Consider the following 18,724-nt stretch of genomic DNA (forward strand, 5'->3'; position numbering starts at 1 on the left):
CGGTGGTTAATATTTATGTTCAGGTGTCATGAAAGTGATAAACTGTTGATCATCCGCCACGTAAAATTTTTAAGCAAACGATTATCAGGCATTAAAGCATCTATTGAAGGCAGAGCCATGATGGAAAAATGGCCTGTAACCCACTTGCCGTATGCAAACCTTTCCCGGGGAAACAATATGTTAAAAGCTGCTGCTCCAAAACAAAATATATAAACTGGATTGATTCTGTCCATAGCTGAATAAAAAAAATCCTTGTCAGGAACAGTTTTATCCGAAAAATTTCTGGTTACCGGCCAGTAAGTAAAAGAACAGGCATCCCATCCCATACTGTTTTGTATGGCTGTTAGCAGCCTGGCTCTTGGGGTATTGAAACCACAGAAGAGGTCTTCATAGAGTTCCAGGTAGGTCCATACCGAGTAAGACGGCCGGTATAAAGGCTCCAGCAACGGGTCGGTTTGGAATCCGGTGGCATCATTACTATGGGGATGAACATAGCAAGAGGGCGGCCGGGTATCTGCTCCGGGCACTGGTTCCTGCTGGGGCTGTAAGGCACTGGATTCCGGCTTGAAAAGATATCTGATACCGAGCGTTTCCAGCCTGGCAGCTGCAGGATGTGAGTCTACAATTCGAGTATCCAATCCGCCATCCTCCAGGCGATTTTCTGCTTGGAAAGCTTGGGAAGATATTCCATTCTGCCGGTTTTATCCATGATCAAGACCTGGTTCTCATCAGAGCCGAAGGGAGTGCAATCAGAAGTGACCTGGTTGGCTACTATCATGTCCAGGGATTTTGTACTCAACTTGGCTGAAGCGTTAGCCTCTAGATTTTCAGCTTCTGCGGCAAAGCCGACAATTTTTTGATCCCTGGCTCTGGATGCGCTCATTTCCGCCAGAATATCCAGTGTCGGGTTCATTTTTACCTGCAAAGCCGAACGTCCCTGTTTCTTGAACTTCAAGTCCGTGGCCTTTTCCGGAGCAAAATCAGCAACTGCGGCACTAAATACTCCCAGGGTACAATCAGGCCACAGTGCGCTGCACTTGTCATACATGTCCCGGGCAGTTGTAACAGGGTATATATGAAACCCGGGCAGAGGCAGCAAAGGCTGCATGGGACCGTGGACAAAATGGATTTCAGCTCCTCTCAGCCACAGGGCCAATGCAATGGCCAGGCCCATCCTGCCGCTGGAAGGATTGCTCCAGTAGCGCACCAGGTCGAAATATTCGTGCGTGGGACCGGCTGTTATGAGCACCTTCGTGGATACCATGTCCTTAGAGGTCAGTTCCCTGAGGCATATGTAATATAAGCTTGCAATGTCAGGAAATCTGCCCTGTCCCTGTTCACCACAGGCTACCTTTCCACTGTCAGGCTCAATAATCTCGTGGCCGAAATCCCTGAGCTGTCGGATATTATGCCTGGTGGCGGCATTGTTCCACATGTTGGGGTTCATGGCCGGTGCAAAGAGAACTCTTCCCGGGTAGGACAAGATCTGCGTGGATAAAAGATCATCTGCAATTCCTGAGGATGCTTTGGCCAATATATTGGCCGTTGCAGGAGCTACCATGAAGACATGGGGAGAAAACTGCGAACTCAGGTGAGCAAAGGGCTGCTCCACTGGAGAATAGTCAGGAGTATATACAGGGTCAGCTCCCAGGGCACTCAAAGTGAGAGGACCTATAAAAGCACAGCCGGAGCTGGTGATGGTTGCGCTGACGGATAAAGATGATTTCTGCAACAGGCGCACAAGGTCAAGGGTTCTGTAGGCAGCAACACTGCCGGTGATGCCCAAGTGTACCCGCTGACCCTGGTACTGGTCAAAAATCATATATGGGCAGGAAAGCATATGCCAAAATTTATATTACCCACAGGCATTATATTTTTGGGGAGATCCAGATCTGAAGCTCGGTTCTTAATCTGCCGTCAATGATACGGATGATGCAGAGCCTGTCGTCCTTGGCAAAAGTCTGGATCTGGGTACCATATTTGATATAGCTTAATTTTTCCCAGCCTTCGTTCGGCAATGCCGATAGAAAGTAGTTAAAAAGGGAATTGCTGTCTACCCTGCCGGAGTAGGTAAGCATGCCGGCCTTTACTCCCTGGGATTCGAAAAGAATGGATTCATCCCTGTCGATGTTCATTTCCTTGGGAATAGGTATATCATCAAAATCATAGTAGCCATGGGCAGCAGTTTCTCTTTGTTCAGGCTCTTGGGATTCGGTTACAGGCTCAAAACTTTCCGGTTCAGGTTCCCTGGTGGCCCAGCAGCCGGATAAAATTAGGAGCATAAGAGCCACTGATAATGTTTTCCACATGCTTTTTCTCCTGTAATAATAATTAGGCTTAAATAAACATTTACAAACAGGGCTGGCCCTGCATAAAGAACCAAGTATCCACTCAGACGGGCGGAACCAGTCAAGTTTGCCTATCTGGCAGGCTGGCAACGCCTTTGTGGTGCTGTATCTGCTCAGCTCTTTTAAGGAAAGCAGGGGACAGGCACTCCGGGACCCACTTGAGCATCATTTTGTGCTTAAAATATTTCATTTTCTGGGACATCACGCCTCAGGCGTGACGGATGAGCCAGTCCCCCCTCCGGGCTGTATGCCTCCGGGCTGAAAGCCATGCTGCATGCAAAGCGCTGAACAGATACGTGGTGCTTATTTATCTGGACAACAGGTTCTGTTCAAAAGCAAAATCTTCCTGGATTTTGACCAGTTCGTCAAAGCGGATATCTGCACCGAGTACGGCCAGGATTTCATCTGTTTCACTGAATACGGGGATAGATGCAGTCAAACAAAGCTTTCCCGTGAAATGAGACTTGTAAAAGTCGGTTATATGCATTTTTCCGGTTTTAACAGGGCGAATAAACCACTCTCTGTCTGAGAGGTTGATGCCTGGTTCGACCTGCCTGTACTTGGAAAGATCGCCTATATCGCTTACATTCCAGGTCATAAGGCAACCGTTGATATCGGTAAGGTACATATACTGAATAAAGGGGTACTCCTTTAAAAATTCCTGCATCTTGCTGTTGATGCTGTCAATGTCAAGCGAGGCCATTTCAGGCTCAGCTGCCAGATCCTGAATGATTTTCTTGAGCACCCTGTGAGCAAGTTCCTTCAACTGATCAAAGGATGAAGAGAACAGTTCGGGCAGGTAGCGCCGTACCAGCTGGTCCATCTCTTCGTGTGAAAAGTTGGTGGTACGGCCCTGATTGTATGATTTTCTGATTTTCTCGTATATTTTCCCGACAGCCGGATGCCTTTTGTCCACTTTCTGGTCATCAGATAAATCCAGGTAATGGTTGATCCAGTAGGCCACGCCGGCTTTACCGGTTTTATCGGTAATAATAATGGGTATGGACCTGTGAAGAATCTGCTCAGTGTCGAAGATATTGTATATCTCCTCGTTCTTCATCAGTCCGTCTACATGAATTCCAGCACTGGTGGCATTGAAGTCCCTGCCGGCAAAAGGATAATTGGCGGGTATTTCAGCGCCGAGGTTTTTGTGGAAATACCTGGCCAGTTCAGTAATTACCGGTGTGTACGCAGCGTCATCATCGCTGGTCAGTGAGATGTATTCAATGACCAGGGCTTCCAGGGGGGCGTTGCCGGTACGCTCGCCTATTCCAAAAAGAGTGGAATTGACTGCGCTGCAGCCGTACAGCCAGGCGGTTGTGCCGTTTATAAAGGCCTTGTGAAAATCATTGTGACCATGCCATTCCAGAGCCTCCGGAGGCACCTTGGCCTCGTGGGTGAAAGCCCGGACAATTTTGGCCACACTTCTGGGCAGGGCAGATCCAGGGTAAGGTACACCGTAACCCATGGTGTCGCAAAGGCGGATTTTCACCGGCAGTCCTTTCTGCTGGGAAAGCTCCATAAGCTTCTGGGCATAAGGGATGCAGAAACCATAAATGTCCGCCCTGGTTATGTCCTCGAAGTGGCACCTGGGGATGATATCCCAGTCCAGGGCCGCCTCTACAAGTTCTAAGTAGTCGTCCATGGCCTGCTGACGGGTTTTGCCCAGTTTCAGAAATATATGGTAATCAGAAACAGAGGTGAGCATGCCCGTCTCCTTGAGCCCCATATCCTTGACCAGCTTGAGATCTTCTTTGTTGGCCCTGATCCAGCCGGTGATCTCGGGATACCTGTGCCCTTTCTCCAGACAGGCCTCAACTGCTTTTTTATCCTTGTCCGAATACAGAAAAAATTCACTCTGGCGGATAAGCCCGGAATGACCTCCAAGGCGGTGCAGATATTCGTATATATCTGCAATCTGTTCTACAGTGAAGGGAGGCCTTGCCTGCTGGCCATCTCTGAAGGTGGTATCGGTAATAAATATTTCCTCCGGTGGCCGGGGCAGAATAAATGAGTCGTCAAAGGCTATGCGGGGGACATGGTTATAGGGATAGAGATCCCTTAAAAGCTGAGGACTCTGGACATCCTGCAGGTCGTAGCGCTGTTTGGCGGTATTTTTATGGTATAAAAAATCGAACATATATCCTCCACTTTTTCATATTTCTTTGATAGTTAGCAGAGAAAGTCAAGCGTAGCAAGAAACTTTTAAAGCCTGGGTGCAGAATTCTATTCAGCGGCATCAGCAGATTCGGGATGTTGCCCTCGAAAAGGGCTCTTTTCACGCACAGGATCACAAAAAAAGCCTGGAGCTTAAAAGAATATATGGGTAGATTTGGCCATAATTGAATATCTGTTTTCAGGTGAAGGTGATGAATGGTTACAAATTAAGGTTGAAAAAGAAGTAGTAAAGGCATTCTGGAAAAATCTTGGACAAAAAAAACCCCGGCAGAACCGGGGCTTTGGAATAAAATCGAGTTGACGGTTAAAAGCTCCAGCCAAGATCCTCCCTTAATTCTGCAGGAAGCCTTGCACCCTCATCAGGAAGGTACGGTTGGGGTGCTCCGGCTTCACGCCTGCTTTCAGTAAGTTCATTCTTCTCAAAATCCCTGGGGATGCTGAAGACCTGGTCGGGATAGATAAGATCCGGGTTGTCGATTTGGTCCCTGTTGTCCTTGTATATCAAAGGCCACATGAAAGGATCATTGTAAATCTCATTATACTCGGCTATCCACCACAGGCATTCGCCTTTTTCCACGGTATGCGATGTAGGAAGTGCGTTGTAGACTTCTTCATATAGGGCTCTTTTGTCCATGGGTTCGGGCTTTTCTTCTTCTGCAGGTTCAGGTATTTCTGGCTCGGGCTGAGCTACTTCAGGTTCAGGCGGTTCCGGCTCTGCAGGATCGACGGGCTTTTTGGCGCAACCAGCTGCCAGAAGCGCAAGCAGCAAAATTGAGAAAATAAGGTAACGTTTCATTTCTTCCTCCGTGGACAGGGTTTAAGGGCAGTTTATGGCTTTACATGTCTATATTTACTCAAGTTTCAGGTAAAGTCAAGAGAAACCCTGCTCCTGGCGGCTTCAGCTTCTGCTTTCCAGCCTCCGCGTTCAAGGCTGCTGGCTGCCAGTTCGTAAAGTTTGACCGGTTTTTCTCCGTATATGGCTGTGATGAGATCCGGGTATGAAGATTTGAACACCTCGCGCACCAGGTCTTCCTGGGCGAACAGGTAGCGGGCAAGCAGTGGATTGTCTGCATGTGCCGGAAGATAAAGAATAAAAAGCCTGCGGCAGTGAAACAGAATAAATTTGATCCTGGATATCTCCCGGTTGATGCTCTCCCCGGTCTGATCCAGGACGTTTATGAGTTCCTGGCTGATGAGCTGTTCTTCCGGGGTTATTTCAGGATTTGAATAGCGGGCCTCGAACCAGGGCCGGTAATTCTCCTGCTGGTAAGCATCCTCTCTTAGTTTCATGCACTCGTGGAATATGTAACCTATGCACCAGTCTAAGTAAGGACCGATCTTTCCGGCCCTCTGGTCGTTGCGGAAAAGTATGTGGGCGGTATCCTTGAGACGCCATAGCTGACCCTTGCTCATCTCCTCGCCCAGCAACTCCTTGAAAAAAGTGAAGCTCACATGGCCTGATTGATCATGCGAGTCAAATTGGTTAAAAAGTTCCTTGCTGACCTGACAGAAGTCCCGCAGGACATCCCTGACGAATTCGGGAAGCTTGGCGTCAATCCAGGATTTATGCATAAGCCCATCTAAGTTGCGGGTTTAAAAAGAATTGCAGCCTCGGATTTCTTGATGATCCCTGGTCCAAAAAAAGGCCCTGATCTGTGCCTTCCGGCAATGTATTCACCGGCTCAACGACTTGTCAACATATTTAAAAGCTTAATTAAAAAATGCCCAGAAATATCGCCCTGCTCTCTGTACTGGCATCCCTGCTGACCCTTGGACTCAAATTTGGAGCATTCTGGGTCACAGGTTCAGTTGGCCTTTTGTCTGATGCAGTGGAGACCCTGGTCAACCTGACAGCAAGCATTGTAGCCGTAATCGCCCTGACTGTAGCCTTCAAGCCGGCCAACAGGAAGTTCAACTACGGCCACGACAAGGCAGAGTATTTTGCCGGAGGCCTCGAGGGAGGTCTTATACTGGTGGCTGCGGCTGGGATCATCTACTCTGCCGTGGGGAGGCTCATGCAGCCCCAGGCCCTGGAAAATCTTCTTCTGGGCATAGGGATCTCCGTAGTTGCTGCCCTGATTAATCTTGTGGTGGCCAGAATTATGCTAAGAGCTGCCAGGCATTTCGACTCCATTACCCTGGAAGGGGATGCCAGACACCTCATGGCCGACGTCTGGACAACCACAGGGGTGGTTCTGGGGCTGGGGATCATAATGTTCTACCCGCAACTGGTGATCCTGGATTCCATAATCGCCGTAATAATCGCCCTGAATATCACCAGGTCCGGTATAAGCCTCATAAAGAGATCCATGCACGGGCTTATGGATGTCTCCCTGCCCAGGGAGGAAGTGGACCTGGTGGAAAAACACATCCGCAGGCACGCCGGGGAAAAGGCGGCGTATCACGGCCTGCGCTCGCGAAAGTCCGGGTCCAGGCGTTTTATCGACTTTCATCTGCTTCTGCCGGGAGATAGAACCATCCGCGAAGGCCACGATATCTGCTGCAGGATTGAAGAGGGTATCGAGCAGGAGTTGCCCAAATCCCAGGTAACTATACACGTGGAGCCGGAAGAAGACCGGGCTTCCTGGGACGGGGACCAGGTGGGAGGAAGAAAAAGCAGTTCTGAGTCCAGGCATTGTGAGCCGGGGAACGAAAGCAAGGAGCAAAACCCGGGCGAAATCCGCTAAATACTGGCTGCTAATCCAGCCTGGCAAACTGTTCTATCTTATCCCGGTAGGAGGTGACCCCCTTGGTCAGTCCCCTGGCCATGTACTGCATAAAGTCGTCGTTCTGCAGAAGACGCATGTCCTTTTGGTTGGTCATGTAGCCCATTTCCAGCAAAATGGCCGGCATCTGGGCCCCCATGAGCACATAAAAAGGGGCCTGGCGCACACCGTTGGTGTCCATATCGGAAAACATGCCTCTTGTGTTGTCCAGGGTGACCTCGTGGACCTTCTTGGCCAGATCCCGGGATTCGCTTATTTTGGAGCTTAGCATCAGGTCTGTCAAAATATACTGCAAATCTGAGATCTTCTGGGTTGAGACTGCATTTTCCCTGGCCGCCACACGCTTGGCGTCTTCATCCTGGGCAAAGTTCAGGTAATAGACTTCAAAGCCTCTGACATTTTGATTTCTATGGGCATTGGCATGCACAGAAATAAAGAGGTCCGCCTTTTGGGAATTGGCCATGGCGGTTCGCTCCTCCAGGGGAACAAAGACATCCTCAGTCCGGGTGTAGAGAACATCGAAACCTTCCTGCTCCAGCTTGCGGCCCAGGACTTTGGACATCCTGAGGGCAATGTCCTTTTCCTTGAAATTGCCTACCACAGCTCCCGGGTCCTTGCCGCCGTGACCAGGGTCTATCATGATGGTCTGAACCTTGAGCCCCAGCTGCTCAAGAAGGCTGCCGGAAGACAGCTCGGCCCGCTCGGGATCCAGGGAGATGTCCGGTTCGCCTTCCACCGTCTGCAGAACCTGGCGTTCATCGGGAGAGTAAACGTCCACAACAATGCGAAAGGGATTTTCCAGGGCAAAGACCCTGAAATCGTCCAGTTCGTCGATATCCAGGACCACCCTTGACTTATCAGTGGTATGCTGAGCTGACCTGATACGGCTTAAGATACCGTCGGCCACGTTTTCTTCCTGGGTTACTTCTTCTGCCTGACGAGTTTTCTCTAAGTCGATAAACAATCTGTGCGGAGTTCCCAGTTCCTCATCGGGCTTCAAAAGCTTGTGATAATAATCCACCTGCGAATCCAGATCCAGTACTATGCGGGTGTATTCATCAGAACTCCAGTGACGTATGTCCACCAGCCGGGCTGTTCTGGAATCAGTTTTCGACTGCTCCTGCCCTGGTTCTTCTTCTATGCGGGAATCTGCAAGGGGCCTTTCCTCCAGGGAAACCTGTGGGCTCTTCTGAGGTTCAGAGACCTTTTCCAGGTCCAGAGAGGCGCGCTTACCGTTTATCATTTCCAGGTTTTTGCGGTCCAGTTCCTTGAGAACTTCCTGGGCGGCATCTTTTTTGGAGCTGGAAGAATGGTTGTAAACCACGCGCAGATACTCCAGGTAAGCCTGGGCTGAATCCCGGTGATGGTTGAGGTGGATCTCGGCCTTGCGGTACTGGGAGCGACCGGCAAAATCGGTGTCGGGGTGCTCTCTGACTGCACGGGTATAGAATTCTTCAGCCTTTTCAAAATCGGAAGGCAGAAAGGATTTTTTGCCCAGTTCCTGGTAGGTGCGGCCAAGATAATAAAGGGCCCGGGCTTTGTCATTTCCGTCCTGGCTCTCATCGAGTTCCTGCTGGAACCTGCCGGCCAGGTCAAGCCAGTGTGAACGGAACTGGTTTCGATTGTCATCGGCTATAAGATTTTCCAGGTCCTGCACTGCACTCTGCATTCCGGCGGGCAGCAGGCCCGGAGTGCAAAGAGCCAGCAGTAACGCTGCCAGCAGGCAGAAAAAAGTTTTTTTTATGCTCATGGTCATTCCACGGTTACACTTTTGGCCAGGTTGCGGGGCTGGTCCACGTCCTTGCCCAGATATACAGCCATTTCATAGGCGAAAAGCTGCAGGGCCGGCAAGGCCAGGAAACTGTTTAATGGATCTCCGAGCTGCGGTATTTCCCACTTTTCATCTATATCTAATTCAACACCGGGATTGGTCAAGGCAATAATTTTTCCGTTGCGTGCCCGGACTTCCATTAGATTTGACCCGATTTTATCCAGGAGATGGTTTTGCATGGCCAGGGCAAAAGTGGGCAGTTCCTGCTCGATAAGGGCGATGGGTCCGTGCTTGAGTTCGCCGGCTGGATACCCCTGGGCGTGGATGTAGGAGATCTCCTTGAGCTTGAGTGCTCCTTCCAGGGCCAGGGGATAATAGATGCCCCGTCCCAGAAAAAAGAAGCTCCGGGCCCTGGAATATTCAGGGCAGAGCTGTCTGGCCCTCTTCTGCATGTCCGGCAGCTGCGAAGTCAGCGTCTGGGGCAGAGTTTCCAGGGTCAACAGGTTCTGGGACATTTCCCGGGCTGACAGGGTGCCCCTGTTCTGTCCCCAGTACAGGCCCAGGAGGTAGAGCATAACCAGCTGGCTGCACATGGCCTTGGTGGAGGCCACGCTTATTTCCGGCCCGGCCTGGGTGTAGAGAACACTGTCCGCCTCCCGGGCCACGCTGGAGCCGACCACATTGCAAAGTCCCAATACAGGAAGTCCTTTCTGGCGGACCATACGCTGCCCGGCCAGGGTGTCTGCGGTTTCCCCGGACTGGCTTATGCTCAAGTAAAGTGTGCCCGGTTCTTCCACCAGCTCCTTGTATCTGAACTCGGATGCGATTTCTACATTTACTGGTATGCGCGCCAGGCTTTCCAGGACGTATTTGCCCCACAGTCCGGCATGATAGGATGTGCCGCAGGCCATTATGTGCAGCCTGGAAGGAGTGGGCAGAGCCTCCAGCTCTGTAAGGGTCACCCTGTTGTGTTTGCGGTCCATACGTCCGGCCAGGCAGTCGGTAATCACCTGGGGCTGCTCAAATATTTCCTTGAGCATGAAATGCCTGTAGCCGCCCTTCTGGGCGGCCTGAACATCCCAGTTGATGCGCTGGATCTTTTTGGAAACCGGGTTTAAGGTGCGGGCATGGTAAACAGACCATTGACCGGCATCCATCTCCACCAGTTCGTCGTCTTCCAGGAAGACCACGTCCCTGGTAAAGGGCAGAAATGCAGGGATATCCGAGGCCACGAAATTTTCTCCGGTTCCAGCGCCCAGAATCAGGGGGCTGGCCTTCCTGGCCGCCCATATGCGGCCCTCGTGGTCCTTACTTAAAAGGGCAAAGGCATAGGAGCCGCGCACCTGGGACATGCTCCATGCCAGGGCATTGAGAATGGAATCGTGCTGCTCCAGGGCGTGGGAAATGAGGCAGACCAGTACCTCGGTATCAGTCTGGGAGCGAAAGGTGCAGCCGCAGTCCTGGAGCATGGACTTGAGCTCCTGGTAATTTTCTATGATGCCGTTGTGCACCAGGGCCAGGTTGTAGTGCACATCCAGGTGCGGGTGGGCATTGGTCTCGTTGGGCAGTCCGTGTGTGGCCCACCTTGTGTGTCCTATGCCCGAGGTGGCGTGCAGCACCCGGCCGCCTTCGAGCTTCTGCTCCAGGGCGTTCAGTTTGCCTGCGGCGCGGAACAGGTGCAGTCTCCCGGAATGGCCGAAACAGAGTCCGGCCGAATCGTAGCCGCGGTACTCCAGGCTTTTCAACCCCTGGATGATAACGGGAACAGCAGGTCTGTGCCCGGTATAGGCGATAATTCCGCACATGAGATCAGGCTCCTTGCTTGTTTATCCTGGACATGAACTCTTCCCACTGCTGCATGAGATTCTGCAGGGCGCGTCCCCTGTGGCTGCGGCTGTTTTTCTGCCCTGACTCCATTTCTGCTGCACTCAATCCGGCCTGAGGATCAAAAAAAAGCGGGTCATAACCAAAACCGCCCTGTCCACGGGGTTCATCCAGGATAATCCCGGGCCATTCCCCGTGGACCACTAAGGTTTCTTCCCGGGGGGTGCACGCGCAGAGAACGCATACAAACCTGGCCTGCCTGGAGTCTCCCGAAAGGTGGTTCATTCTTTTGAGAAGCTTCTGGTTGTTTTCCAGGTCACTGGCTTTTTCCCCGGCATACCTGGCTGAATAAACTCCCGGTTCATTGTCTAAGGCCGGGACCACCAGGCCGGAATCGTCAGCCACGGATAGATGCCCTGTATGCCCGGCCACTGCCCTTGCCTTTATCAATGCGTTTTCCTCGAAGGTAGAGCCTGTTTCCGGGATATCGGCGAGCCCGGGATAGCTGTCAAGTCCTTTGACCACCAGGTCGGGACGCACGGCGGCCAGGATTTCTTCGAGTTCAGCGACCTTGCCTGAGTTGCGGGTGGCAAGGACCACAGTGAGTTTTTCTCTGGTCATAAAAGTTTCCTGTTATAAATTTGGTAATTGTTCACCTTAATGATATGACCTCCAGTGGTCCGGAAATTCGGCAAACAGGACGTAAAAACTCGCTCCAAGGAAGCGTAAATCAAAACCTCTTCAAGTTTTTTCAACCAGTAAAGCTTCAATTATATTATGCTTTGAATTAAGTTGGGTGTTTAACGGTTTTGATTAACGCTTCCTACGTCGCTCAGATCCCGCACTTACTTTCTGGTAAATCTTGCCTTGAAAGTTGGTCAGACTTAAGAAAGTAAGTGCGGGACACAGTTTGCCGAACCCCCGGCCCCTGGCTTTTCGTCCGCAGATGCTGATTAGTTACTAATTTTGAACGTCTTGGCACGTATGTTCAGGCCTTTAGCAAGATTCCGGGACCGGCATGATTTATACTGTCTATTTTCTTTAATATAATTCTCAAGCAGATAGCAAGTCCAATAACTTGATTTGTTTGTAAATTCGGTGGAAAATAATGGCAAAGTTTAAAGTTCCAGGGACTGGAAGCTGCATGTGTGCATATCCGCCAGAAACACCCTGTTTCTAAGACAGGGGGCCTGCCCGGTCAGGATATGTATGGCTTCCCTGGCCTGCAGGGTGGCTATCATACTCACAGTGTAAGATACGTTGCCCAGGGTGATCTCTGCTCCCTGGTCATTGTCTGCCTGCCAGAAGGCGGCTGGGCTTTTGTCCCCTGGAAATACTGTGCTGGCCAGCCCGGTATTGCCGGCCACGAATCCGGTTACCAGGGGACAGTGATGGCCCTGGGCTGCTTGAAGCAGTTCCTGCCTGAATTCCACTCCCCCCAGGCAGTCCAGGACCAGGTCGGTTTCAGGCAACAGCCCGGGCAGATCATCCGGCTGCAGGTATGTACCGAAAGTCTCCACCCGGGCAAAGGGGTTTATATCTCTTGCCCTCTGGAGGGCCGCCTCCACTTTGGGCCGGCCGGTGAGATGCGTGGTGCCCAGGAGCTGGCGGTTGAGGTTGCTCAGTTCGAATACGTCTCCGTCGGCAACAAAAAGCCGCCCTGCCCCGCTTCGAACCAAAAGTTCAATAACGTATCCCCCCAGGCCGCCGGCACCCACTACAAGCACCTTAGAACGGGCCAGGTCCAGCTGCATGTCCAGGCTCATGGTTTTGAAATTACGGATATATCTCTCGGGGCAGACCTGGTTTTCCAGGGCCACGACCTGGGCTTGCCAGGGCTGAATATTGTATTTGCCGGCCAGGTCCAGAAGCGGTGCATCAAGGATGCAGGCAAAGGGATAATTATCCAGGGCATGGCTGTGCCCAGCCAGGTCCTGGACGAGGCCTTTTGTATGCATGGATCAGCCTCCCCCGACAGCGGGAAATATACCCACCCGGTCCTGGTCATTCAGGGGGGCTGAGGGATCCGCACTCTTGCCGTTGACAAAGATGATTTTTACTTCATCCATGGGGATGCCCAGGTGCTTGATCAGGTCCCCTGGAGTGGAACCGGGATCCATGTTCACCAGGCCTTCACCGGGGGTGTATGGAGAAAGGGTTGCATAACATGTTACCTGAATCTGCATAACTTCCTCTGCTGTTTTTAAGGTGGCGTCAGGCAATGTATACTTTACCTGCCGTATAAGTATGGTTTGCCTTTTAGCAAAGAGCATAATAGAATGTAAAGAAAATCCATGGCAATGCCGGAACCGGTACCCGCCTGGACCTGATTTTCAGGAAAAGAGCAGAGACAGAGTATGCTCATCAGCTGTAAATCGGCAAAGGTGTCGCTTTAGTTTCGCTTTGGTGCCCAATTTCAAGGGAGGAGACAAATGGGTCTGATGCGGATCCTGGGGTCCTGGGGTTATCCTGCTCTGGACTGGATACAGGTGGGAATAACCACCAGGTGCAATGCAGAGTGTATTTACTGCCCGAGTCCGGTATTCAGGAAAAAGGATCCCGGAAGACACATGTCCATGCAGACCTTTACCGGACTGTCCAGGGCCTTTCCCAGGGCCGGCCTGGTGTATCTCCAGGGATGGGGAGAACCCATGATGCACCCGGAATTTATGTTCATGCTCAAAATGGTCAAGGACAAGGGGACAAAGGCCGGGGTGACCAGCAATGCCAGCCTGCTGACAGACGAGCGCATCAGACGCCTGGTGGACCAGGGACTGGACGTCCTTGGACTGTCCGTGGCCGGAGTGGACGAGGCCAATGACCGCATCAGGCCGGGCAGCCCCATAAAGAAGGTACGTCAGGCCGTGGAAAATGTGCACCGCATCCGGACCCTTATGGGCAGTTCCACTCCCGCCCTGCACCTGGCCTATATGCTGCTTGGTTCCAGACGCGGGGATATCCGGCGGATGCCTGGATTTTTCAATGCCCTGGCCCCGGACCAGGTGGTGGTGAGCACTTTGACCCTGGCCCTGGATCAGGAAATGGACAAAGAAATGTATCCGGCCAGGGACAAAGATGATTTCGAGGAATTCAAGGCCGAGCTTCTGGATATGAAATCACAGGTTGACGGGCAGGAAAAAGTGTTTTTCCATGTCTACAATCCGTACCTGCCTGACGGCCCCTGTTCGGAAAATATCCATCGCGCCTGCTATGTTGACGTGGACGGCAGGGTGCTGCCCTGCGTATACACTGACGTGAGTGCAGAAGACAGGGTTTACAGGTATTTCCAGGGCCGGCCGCACCCGGTATACCCCATTGATTTCGGGCATGTCCCGGATGATTCCCTGAAAAGCATCTGGAAAAGCAGGCAGTACCGCAAGTTCAGGGGCAGGTTCAGCGCCGGGGAGTGCCCGGAGGAGTGCGCCACCTGCACCAAGCGTTTCATAGACGACCTGACCCATGAAGACCCCGAACCCATACGGGTGGATTACACAGGACCGGCATGAACCAGGAGCTTTTGACCATCAAGGAAATAGCCAGGAGACTTGATCTGCCTGAAAGCAACATCCGCTATTACCGGGACAGGTTTGACCGGTTTCTGCCCAGTGTGGGCCATGGGCGAAAAAAAAGGTACAAGCCCGAGGCCGTGGAAGTTTTCAGGTGCATAGTGGAAGAGCTTGGCCAAAGCAGATCCACCCAGGAGATCGAAGAGGTTCTTGCCGCCCGTTTTTCCCAGAATCCAAGCCAGGTGACCTGGCAGCAGGATAGCTTGAGTCCCGCGGCTTACGCACAGAGTGGAAGCGATGCTACTTATCTGCAGGAAGCACTTGTGACCCAGTCCCGCGCCCTGGACAAGCTTTCCCGGGCCATGCAGCTTGAACGGGGCCTTTTTGCGGACCTGCAGCAGATGCAGTCCAGGCAGGACAGGCTCAAAAGGGCCGTATACCTCTTGTGGAAAGGTTACCAGAAAAGTCTGTCCCGGGACCGAGACGGGCACCAGCCCGGGGAGGTAGAAAAGCTCAGGGAGGAAGTGGAGTCTTTGGAGACACGGCAGACTGAGCTGGAAGAAAAGCTTGAATCAGAACTAAAGTCCATGCGTGAGGAACTGCAGAAATGTCAGTTCTGGACCAAAAGGCTGCTTATGCAGTCTGCCCGGGAAAAGACTGAACCTGATAAAGGGGATGAATCTCAAACGGGCACTTAGAGCTTCTGCACAGCTTCGGGGTTGTCCGGGTCAATGCCCACCAGGCAGATTTTGTGCTCATCCGCCAGGCTTACGGCTTCTGCGCGGTCAAAGAACAGGCTGGTTCCGGATTCGTAAGCCAGGCAGGTGGCACCGGCCTGAATCATGGTTCTTACCGTCTGGCTGCCCAGTGCCGGCAGATCAATGCGCTGGTCCTGGCCCGGCTTGAAGATCTTGACCACTGTAAGGCTGGACCCGGATAGCTCGCCTGCTCTCAAAATGGCCCTGTCGGTGCCTTCTATGGCTTCTACCGCCACCACCGCCCTTTCCTTGACCACGATGCACTGGCCTATGTCTAAGCTGCCTATCTGTTTTATGATGGGCCAGGCAAACAGGATATCTTTTTTTTCGGCAAATGAAGGGGCTCGTCTGGACTGAAGGCCCGCAGGAGATATGAGTTCCGGGACAAACTCTATGGCGGATATCACCTCCAGGCCTTCCCGGTGCAGTTCATCGGCCACAGAGCTTAAAAGAGCATTGTCGTTGCGGCTGCGCAGGTTTACCAGCAGCTTGATGGCCCTGAAGTCGGGGCGTAGATCAAAGGCCCTGGGCTTATTTATTGGGCCTGCAAAAACCACATGGGAAACCCCGGCCTGGTGCAGAAACCTGATGAGTCTGCCCAGCTGGCCGAGTTTGAGCCATACAAGCTGGTCGGTATAGGCCTGGATTTCCGGGAGGGTTTCCTTTTCAAAAGCTGCTGCCGCCACGCGGTAGCCCTGTTTGCGGGCGTTTTGAGCCACCAGGAGGGGAAAGCTGCCTCCTCCGGCTATTATCCCCAGTTTTTTACTGCCGGCCATTTCGCTCCGGGTTTCGCTCCAGGGACACCACTCCCCTGCTGCTGGACTTGAGAAAGGAGACCAGGTTGTCTGTCAGCCTTAAGCCGGAAAAATCCTGCCCCGCTTTTTCCAGGGCCTGAACATGGCTTAAGTCCGACTTCCAGATAAGATTGAATGCCTTTTTCAGAGCCGAGATTTCCTCCCTGGGGAATCCGGCCCGGCGCAGTCCGATGAGATTGGGTCCCACCAGCCTGGCCCTTTCTCCTACAGCCAGCATATACGGAGGGACATCCTGGGCTATGCCGCTTTTGCCCCCGATAAAGGCGTACTCGCCTATGCGCACGAACTGGTGCACAGCGCAGAGGCCGCCAATGACCGCTTTTTGTCCCAGGTGTACGTGCCCGCCCAGGGTGGCCCCGTTGGCCATAATCACCCCGTCTTCCAGGATGCAGTCGTGGGCCACGTGGGTGTAAGCCATGAGAAAACACCCGGAACCGATGCTGGTGACACCCCTGCCGTCAGGAGTACCCCTGTTCAGGGTCGTGTACTCCCGGATCTTGTTGTCGTCCCCCAGCCTGAGCCAGGTTTCCTCGCCCTGGTACTTGATATCCTGCGGGCCTTCACCGATGCAGGCGTAGGAGTAGACGTGGTTGTTTCGTCCCAGGCTGGTGAACTTCTTGATCTGGGCAAAAGCGTCCACCCTGGTTCCCTCGCCCAGGCTGGTACTCTCCTCGATGATGACATAAGGCCCGATGACCACTCCAGGCCCCAGCTCGGCTTCAGGGTGGACTATGGAGGTTGGATGGATTTGTGTTTTCACGCCTGGTCTTCCCTGTCTACGATGGTTGCTGAAAACATGCCTTCGGCCGCCACCCTGTCCTGGACCACGGCCTGGCCGTGCATACGCCACAGGTTCATGCGGTGCCGGTCGTAAGTTATATGCATATACAGGCTGTCCCCTGGAAAGACGGGCTTTCGAAAGCGCACCTTGTCCACACCGGTAAAAAGAAAAATCTTGCCCTGCATCTGGTCCGGAACGCTTCCAGCCACCAGAAGCCCTCCGGCCTGGGCCAGGGACTCCAGAATGAGCACACCGGGCATAACCGGGTAATCCGGGAAATGCCCCTGGAAAAAAGGCTCGTTTATGGTGACGTTTTTCAGGGCCTTGAGGCTTTTAAAGGGCTCCAGCTGCACCACCCGGTCCACCAGCAGAAATGGATAGCGATGGGGCAGAAAGTTCAAGATGTCCTGAATGGACATTTCAGTTCCCGGGACCTGGTTCACTTGTCTTCTCCTTGGTTCGGTCTGTTACTGGACTGTATCTGCTTTTCAAGCTGCTTGATCCTTTTGTTCATCTGGGAGAGCCTGGGCAGAAGAACCGCGTTGCGCAGGAAAGTAGTGTGATCCATGGCCGGGATGCCGCCGGCATCGGTGTTGGCGGGCAAAGATTTTCCCACCCCGGACTTGGCCGCCACCCGGCAGTTGTCTTCGATTTCCAGATGTCCGGCAACACCCACCTGGCCCCCCAGGATGACATTGCTGCCCAGACGTACGCTTCCGGATATCCCCACCTGGGATATGAGCACGCAGTTTTCCCCAGTCTGCACATTGTGGGCGATCTGGACCAGGTTGTCTATCTTGGTCCCCTTTCCTATCCTGGTTTCGCCCAGGGTGGCCCGGTCAATGGTGGTGCAGGAGCCTATCTCCACATCGTCCTCGATGACCACCCTGCCCACCTGGGGAATCTTAACACGCTCTTCACCGTCCTGGATAAAGCCGAAGCCGTCGCTGCCTATGACCGCACCCGGGTGAATAATGACCCGGTCATTTATGCGGCAGCCGGCCATAATGCTCACCTGGGGGTAAACCAGGCAGTCCCGGCCAAGAACCACATTCTCCCCGATATAGCAGTGGGGAAAGATGCGGCATCCAGGTCCTATGCGGGCATTGGCCCCGATAAAGACCATGGGGTGAATAATAGCTGTAGGGTCAATGGTGGCCGTGGAGTGGATGCCTTCCTGCCCTGGAAAACTCTCCTGCATGCCCTGAGGTTCATGAAAAAGCTGCATGACCCGGGCAAAATCCAGGTAGGGGTTTGGGCTTTTTATGGCCCTGGACACCATCTCCGCCTTTTCCGGGGGAACAATTACCGCCCCGGCCGAGGTGGTTTCAAGCCGGGGCAGGTACCTGGAATCAGACAGAAAGGACAGCTCGTCCGGTCCGGCCTGCTCCAGGGTGTTTACCCCGGTTATGTCCAGGTCTTCACCTGTGTATTCAAGTTTGAGGCGGGCTGCGATTTCAGAGAGAAGCATGGTACCCTGCCCCTTAATTCCGGGCTTCCCAGGCCTGGTTCACTTCATCCATGAGTTCGTCGGTGACGTTCATGGCATCCTTTGCGTAGATTATTCCGCTTCCTTGCGCATCCAGGATCATGTCGAACCCGTTTTTCTCGGCAAAATCATCTATGACCTCGAAAAGCAGGTCGATGATGGGATCCGAGAGTTCCTGTTCCTCCTGCTGCATCCTGGCCTGGTAGGACTGGTATTTCTGCTGGAACTGCTGCATCTTCTGGCGCAGTTCCGCCTCCATGTCCTGCTGGGCCTCCTGACTCAGGACCATACTCTGCTTCTGCAGTTCTTCCCGCAGTCTTTCCACCTCGGCCCTTTCTTCCTCCAGGTCATCACGCATCTCCTCGAACCGCAGGGTCAGCTGGCCCAGGGCCTGCTTGCCTGGTTCCGATGACTCCAGGATGCGCTGCACTTCCACTATGCCGATTTTGTTTTCCGCCAGGGCCATACTCGGAACCAGCAGGCAGATAATAAGTAAAAGAACTGTTTTTTTCATTTTATATCACTCCT

The 18,724-nt window shown here is 52.8% G+C and carries 20 protein-coding genes; 4 read left to right on the plus strand and 16 right to left on the minus strand.

Annotated features, from left to right (window positions below):
* Nucleotides 1-26: 26 nt before the first annotated feature.
* From DTHIO_RS21105 to DTHIO_RS08430, 4 genes are all read right to left on the minus strand, one after another.
* Entirely contained in the window at nucleotides 27-326 is a 300-nt protein-coding gene (locus DTHIO_RS21105) for a hypothetical protein (protein WP_144311495.1), read from the minus strand.
* Nucleotides 327-619: 293 nt separating this feature from the next.
* Nucleotides 620-1,822, minus strand: a complete 1,203-nt coding sequence (gene coaBC, locus DTHIO_RS08420) for a bifunctional phosphopantothenoylcysteine decarboxylase/phosphopantothenate--cysteine ligase CoaBC (RefSeq protein WP_008869884.1) — start codon at nucleotides 1,820-1,822, stop codon at nucleotides 620-622.
* A gap of 46 nt (nucleotides 1,823-1,868) precedes the next feature.
* Nucleotides 1,869-2,309 carry a hypothetical protein gene (locus tag DTHIO_RS19745; RefSeq protein WP_008869885.1) on the minus strand — a complete coding sequence of 147 codons (441 nt, stop codon included), beginning with the start codon at nucleotides 2,307-2,309 and terminating at the stop codon, nucleotides 1,869-1,871.
* 346 nt (nucleotides 2,310-2,655) lie between these two features.
* On the minus strand, nucleotides 2,656-4,488 hold the full coding sequence (locus DTHIO_RS08430) for a triose-phosphate isomerase (RefSeq protein WP_008869886.1): 1,833 nt from the start codon (nucleotides 4,486-4,488) through the stop codon (nucleotides 2,656-2,658).
* 192 nt (nucleotides 4,489-4,680) lie between these two features.
* Here DTHIO_RS08430 and DTHIO_RS21410 point away from each other — a divergent pair, with 192 nt between their 5' ends.
* Nucleotides 4,681-4,827, plus strand: a complete 147-nt coding sequence (locus DTHIO_RS21410) for a hypothetical protein (RefSeq protein WP_153305066.1) — start codon at nucleotides 4,681-4,683, stop codon at nucleotides 4,825-4,827.
* A gap of 3 nt (nucleotides 4,828-4,830) precedes the next feature.
* Here the strand turns inward: DTHIO_RS21410 and DTHIO_RS08435 are convergent, their stop codons facing one another.
* Both DTHIO_RS08435 and DTHIO_RS08440 read right to left on the minus strand, forming a co-directional pair.
* Nucleotides 4,831-5,322, minus strand: coding sequence for a LysM peptidoglycan-binding domain-containing protein (locus DTHIO_RS08435; protein WP_008869887.1), 492 nt, complete (start codon nucleotides 5,320-5,322; stop codon nucleotides 4,831-4,833).
* Nucleotides 5,323-5,387: 65 nt separating this feature from the next.
* Complete coding sequence (locus DTHIO_RS08440) at nucleotides 5,388-6,098, minus strand: hypothetical protein (protein ID WP_008869888.1); 711 nt, start codon at nucleotides 6,096-6,098, stop codon at nucleotides 5,388-5,390.
* 149 nt (nucleotides 6,099-6,247) lie between these two features.
* Here DTHIO_RS08440 and DTHIO_RS08445 point away from each other — a divergent pair, with 149 nt between their 5' ends.
* Nucleotides 6,248-7,213: a cation diffusion facilitator family transporter gene (locus tag DTHIO_RS08445; protein WP_008869889.1), complete on the plus strand. Its 966-nt coding sequence runs from the start codon at nucleotides 6,248-6,250 to the stop codon at nucleotides 7,211-7,213.
* A 10-nt stretch (nucleotides 7,214-7,223) separates the two neighbouring features.
* Here the strand turns inward: DTHIO_RS08445 and DTHIO_RS08450 are convergent, their stop codons facing one another.
* From DTHIO_RS08450 to DTHIO_RS08470, 5 genes are all read right to left on the minus strand, one after another.
* Complete coding sequence (locus DTHIO_RS08450) at nucleotides 7,224-9,002, minus strand: N-acetylmuramoyl-L-alanine amidase (protein WP_040418216.1); 1,779 nt, start codon at nucleotides 9,000-9,002, stop codon at nucleotides 7,224-7,226.
* Nucleotides 9,003-9,004: 2 nt separating this feature from the next.
* A complete protein-coding gene (glmS, locus tag DTHIO_RS08455) occupies nucleotides 9,005-10,828 on the minus strand; it encodes a glutamine--fructose-6-phosphate transaminase (isomerizing) (RefSeq protein ID WP_008869891.1) in 1,824 nt (607 codons plus the stop codon).
* Nucleotides 10,829-10,832: 4 nt separating this feature from the next.
* Nucleotides 10,833-11,468 carry an XTP/dITP diphosphatase gene (locus tag DTHIO_RS08460; RefSeq protein WP_008869892.1) on the minus strand — a complete coding sequence of 212 codons (636 nt, stop codon included), beginning with the start codon at nucleotides 11,466-11,468 and terminating at the stop codon, nucleotides 10,833-10,835.
* A gap of 497 nt (nucleotides 11,469-11,965) precedes the next feature.
* Nucleotides 11,966-12,805, minus strand: coding sequence for a HesA/MoeB/ThiF family protein (locus tag DTHIO_RS08465; protein WP_008869893.1), 840 nt, complete (start codon nucleotides 12,803-12,805; stop codon nucleotides 11,966-11,968).
* 3 nt (nucleotides 12,806-12,808) lie between these two features.
* Nucleotides 12,809-13,033 (minus strand): MoaD/ThiS family protein, encoded by a 225-nt coding sequence (locus DTHIO_RS08470; RefSeq protein ID WP_008869894.1) that lies wholly within the window; start codon nucleotides 13,031-13,033, stop codon nucleotides 12,809-12,811.
* Nucleotides 13,034-13,279: 246 nt separating this feature from the next.
* On the opposite strand from DTHIO_RS08470, the gene DTHIO_RS08475 reads away from it, so the two are divergent.
* Nucleotides 13,280-14,353, plus strand: a complete 1,074-nt coding sequence (locus tag DTHIO_RS08475; RefSeq protein WP_008869895.1) for a radical SAM protein — start codon at nucleotides 13,280-13,282, stop codon at nucleotides 14,351-14,353.
* Nucleotides 14,350-15,051: a MerR family transcriptional regulator gene (locus DTHIO_RS19750; RefSeq protein ID WP_008869896.1), complete on the plus strand. Its 702-nt coding sequence runs from the start codon at nucleotides 14,350-14,352 to the stop codon at nucleotides 15,049-15,051. The genes DTHIO_RS08475 and DTHIO_RS19750 overlap by 4 nt, the downstream gene beginning before the upstream one ends.
* Here the strand turns inward: DTHIO_RS19750 and DTHIO_RS08485 are convergent.
* The 5 genes from DTHIO_RS08485 to DTHIO_RS08505 are packed head-to-tail and all read right to left on the minus strand — an operon-like array spanning nucleotide 15,048 to nucleotide 18,710.
* A complete protein-coding gene (locus DTHIO_RS08485; protein ID WP_008869897.1) occupies nucleotides 15,048-15,887 on the minus strand; it encodes an LpxI family protein in 840 nt (279 codons plus the stop codon). The genes DTHIO_RS19750 and DTHIO_RS08485 overlap by 4 nt on opposite strands.
* The gene (gene lpxA, locus DTHIO_RS08490) at nucleotides 15,874-16,686 is read right to left on the minus strand and encodes an acyl-ACP--UDP-N-acetylglucosamine O-acyltransferase (protein ID WP_008869898.1); all 813 of its coding nucleotides are present in this window, start codon (nucleotides 16,684-16,686) and stop codon (nucleotides 15,874-15,876) included. Before lpxA ends, DTHIO_RS08485 begins: the two co-directional genes overlap by 14 nt.
* Nucleotides 16,683-17,126, minus strand: a complete 444-nt coding sequence (gene fabZ / locus DTHIO_RS08495; RefSeq protein ID WP_040418377.1) for a 3-hydroxyacyl-ACP dehydratase FabZ — start codon at nucleotides 17,124-17,126, stop codon at nucleotides 16,683-16,685. The genes lpxA and fabZ overlap by 4 nt, the downstream gene beginning before the upstream one ends.
* A 20-nt stretch (nucleotides 17,127-17,146) precedes the next feature.
* Nucleotides 17,147-18,178, minus strand: coding sequence for a UDP-3-O-(3-hydroxymyristoyl)glucosamine N-acyltransferase (gene lpxD, locus DTHIO_RS08500; RefSeq protein WP_008869900.1), 1,032 nt, complete (start codon nucleotides 18,176-18,178; stop codon nucleotides 17,147-17,149).
* 13 nt (nucleotides 18,179-18,191) lie between these two features.
* The gene (locus DTHIO_RS08505; protein WP_008869901.1) at nucleotides 18,192-18,710 is read right to left on the minus strand and encodes an OmpH/Skp family outer membrane protein; all 519 of its coding nucleotides are present in this window, start codon (nucleotides 18,708-18,710) and stop codon (nucleotides 18,192-18,194) included.
* Between the last annotated feature and the right edge of the window lie 14 nt (nucleotides 18,711-18,724).

The organism is Desulfonatronospira thiodismutans ASO3-1 (assembly GCF_000174435.1).
GTDB lineage: Bacteria > Desulfobacterota > Desulfovibrionia > Desulfovibrionales > Desulfonatronovibrionaceae > Desulfonatronospira > Desulfonatronospira thiodismutans.

Excerpts from the sequence above, each read along its gene's own strand:
- DTHIO_RS21105 (WP_144311495.1), bottom strand. The coding sequence starts at position 326 with ATGGGATGGGATGCCTGTTCTTTTACTTACTGGCCGGTAACCAGAAAT.
- coaBC (WP_008869884.1), bottom strand. The coding sequence starts at position 1,822 with ATGATTTTTGACCAGTACCAGGGTCAGCGGGTACACTTGGGCATCACC.
- DTHIO_RS19745 (WP_008869885.1), bottom strand. The coding sequence starts at position 2,309 with ATGTGGAAAACATTATCAGTGGCTCTTATGCTCCTAATTTTATCCGGC.
- DTHIO_RS08430 (WP_008869886.1), bottom strand. The coding sequence starts at position 4,488 with ATGTTCGATTTTTTATACCATAAAAATACCGCCAAACAGCGCTACGAC.
- DTHIO_RS08435 (WP_008869887.1), bottom strand. The coding sequence starts at position 5,322 with ATGAAACGTTACCTTATTTTCTCAATTTTGCTGCTTGCGCTTCTGGCA.
- DTHIO_RS08440 (WP_008869888.1), bottom strand. The coding sequence starts at position 6,098 with ATGCATAAATCCTGGATTGACGCCAAGCTTCCCGAATTCGTCAGGGAT.
- DTHIO_RS08445 (WP_008869889.1), top strand. The coding sequence starts at position 6,248 with ATGCCCAGAAATATCGCCCTGCTCTCTGTACTGGCATCCCTGCTGACC.
- DTHIO_RS08450 (WP_040418216.1), bottom strand. The coding sequence starts at position 9,002 with ATGAGCATAAAAAAAACTTTTTTCTGCCTGCTGGCAGCGTTACTGCTG.
- glmS (WP_008869891.1), bottom strand. The coding sequence starts at position 10,828 with ATGTGCGGAATTATCGCCTATACCGGGCACAGACCTGCTGTTCCCGTT.
- DTHIO_RS08460 (WP_008869892.1), bottom strand. The coding sequence starts at position 11,468 with ATGACCAGAGAAAAACTCACTGTGGTCCTTGCCACCCGCAACTCAGGC.
- DTHIO_RS08465 (WP_008869893.1), bottom strand. The coding sequence starts at position 12,805 with ATGCATACAAAAGGCCTCGTCCAGGACCTGGCTGGGCACAGCCATGCC.
- DTHIO_RS08470 (WP_008869894.1), bottom strand. The coding sequence starts at position 13,033 with ATGCAGATTCAGGTAACATGTTATGCAACCCTTTCTCCATACACCCCC.
- DTHIO_RS08475 (WP_008869895.1), top strand. The coding sequence starts at position 13,280 with ATGGGTCTGATGCGGATCCTGGGGTCCTGGGGTTATCCTGCTCTGGAC.
- DTHIO_RS19750 (WP_008869896.1), top strand. The coding sequence starts at position 14,350 with ATGAACCAGGAGCTTTTGACCATCAAGGAAATAGCCAGGAGACTTGAT.
- DTHIO_RS08485 (WP_008869897.1), bottom strand. The coding sequence starts at position 15,887 with ATGGCCGGCAGTAAAAAACTGGGGATAATAGCCGGAGGAGGCAGCTTT.
- fabZ (WP_040418377.1), bottom strand. The coding sequence starts at position 17,126 with ATGTCCATTCAGGACATCTTGAACTTTCTGCCCCATCGCTATCCATTT.
- lpxD (WP_008869900.1), bottom strand. The coding sequence starts at position 18,178 with ATGCTTCTCTCTGAAATCGCAGCCCGCCTCAAACTTGAATACACAGGT.
- DTHIO_RS08505 (WP_008869901.1), bottom strand. The coding sequence starts at position 18,710 with ATGAAAAAAACAGTTCTTTTACTTATTATCTGCCTGCTGGTTCCGAGT.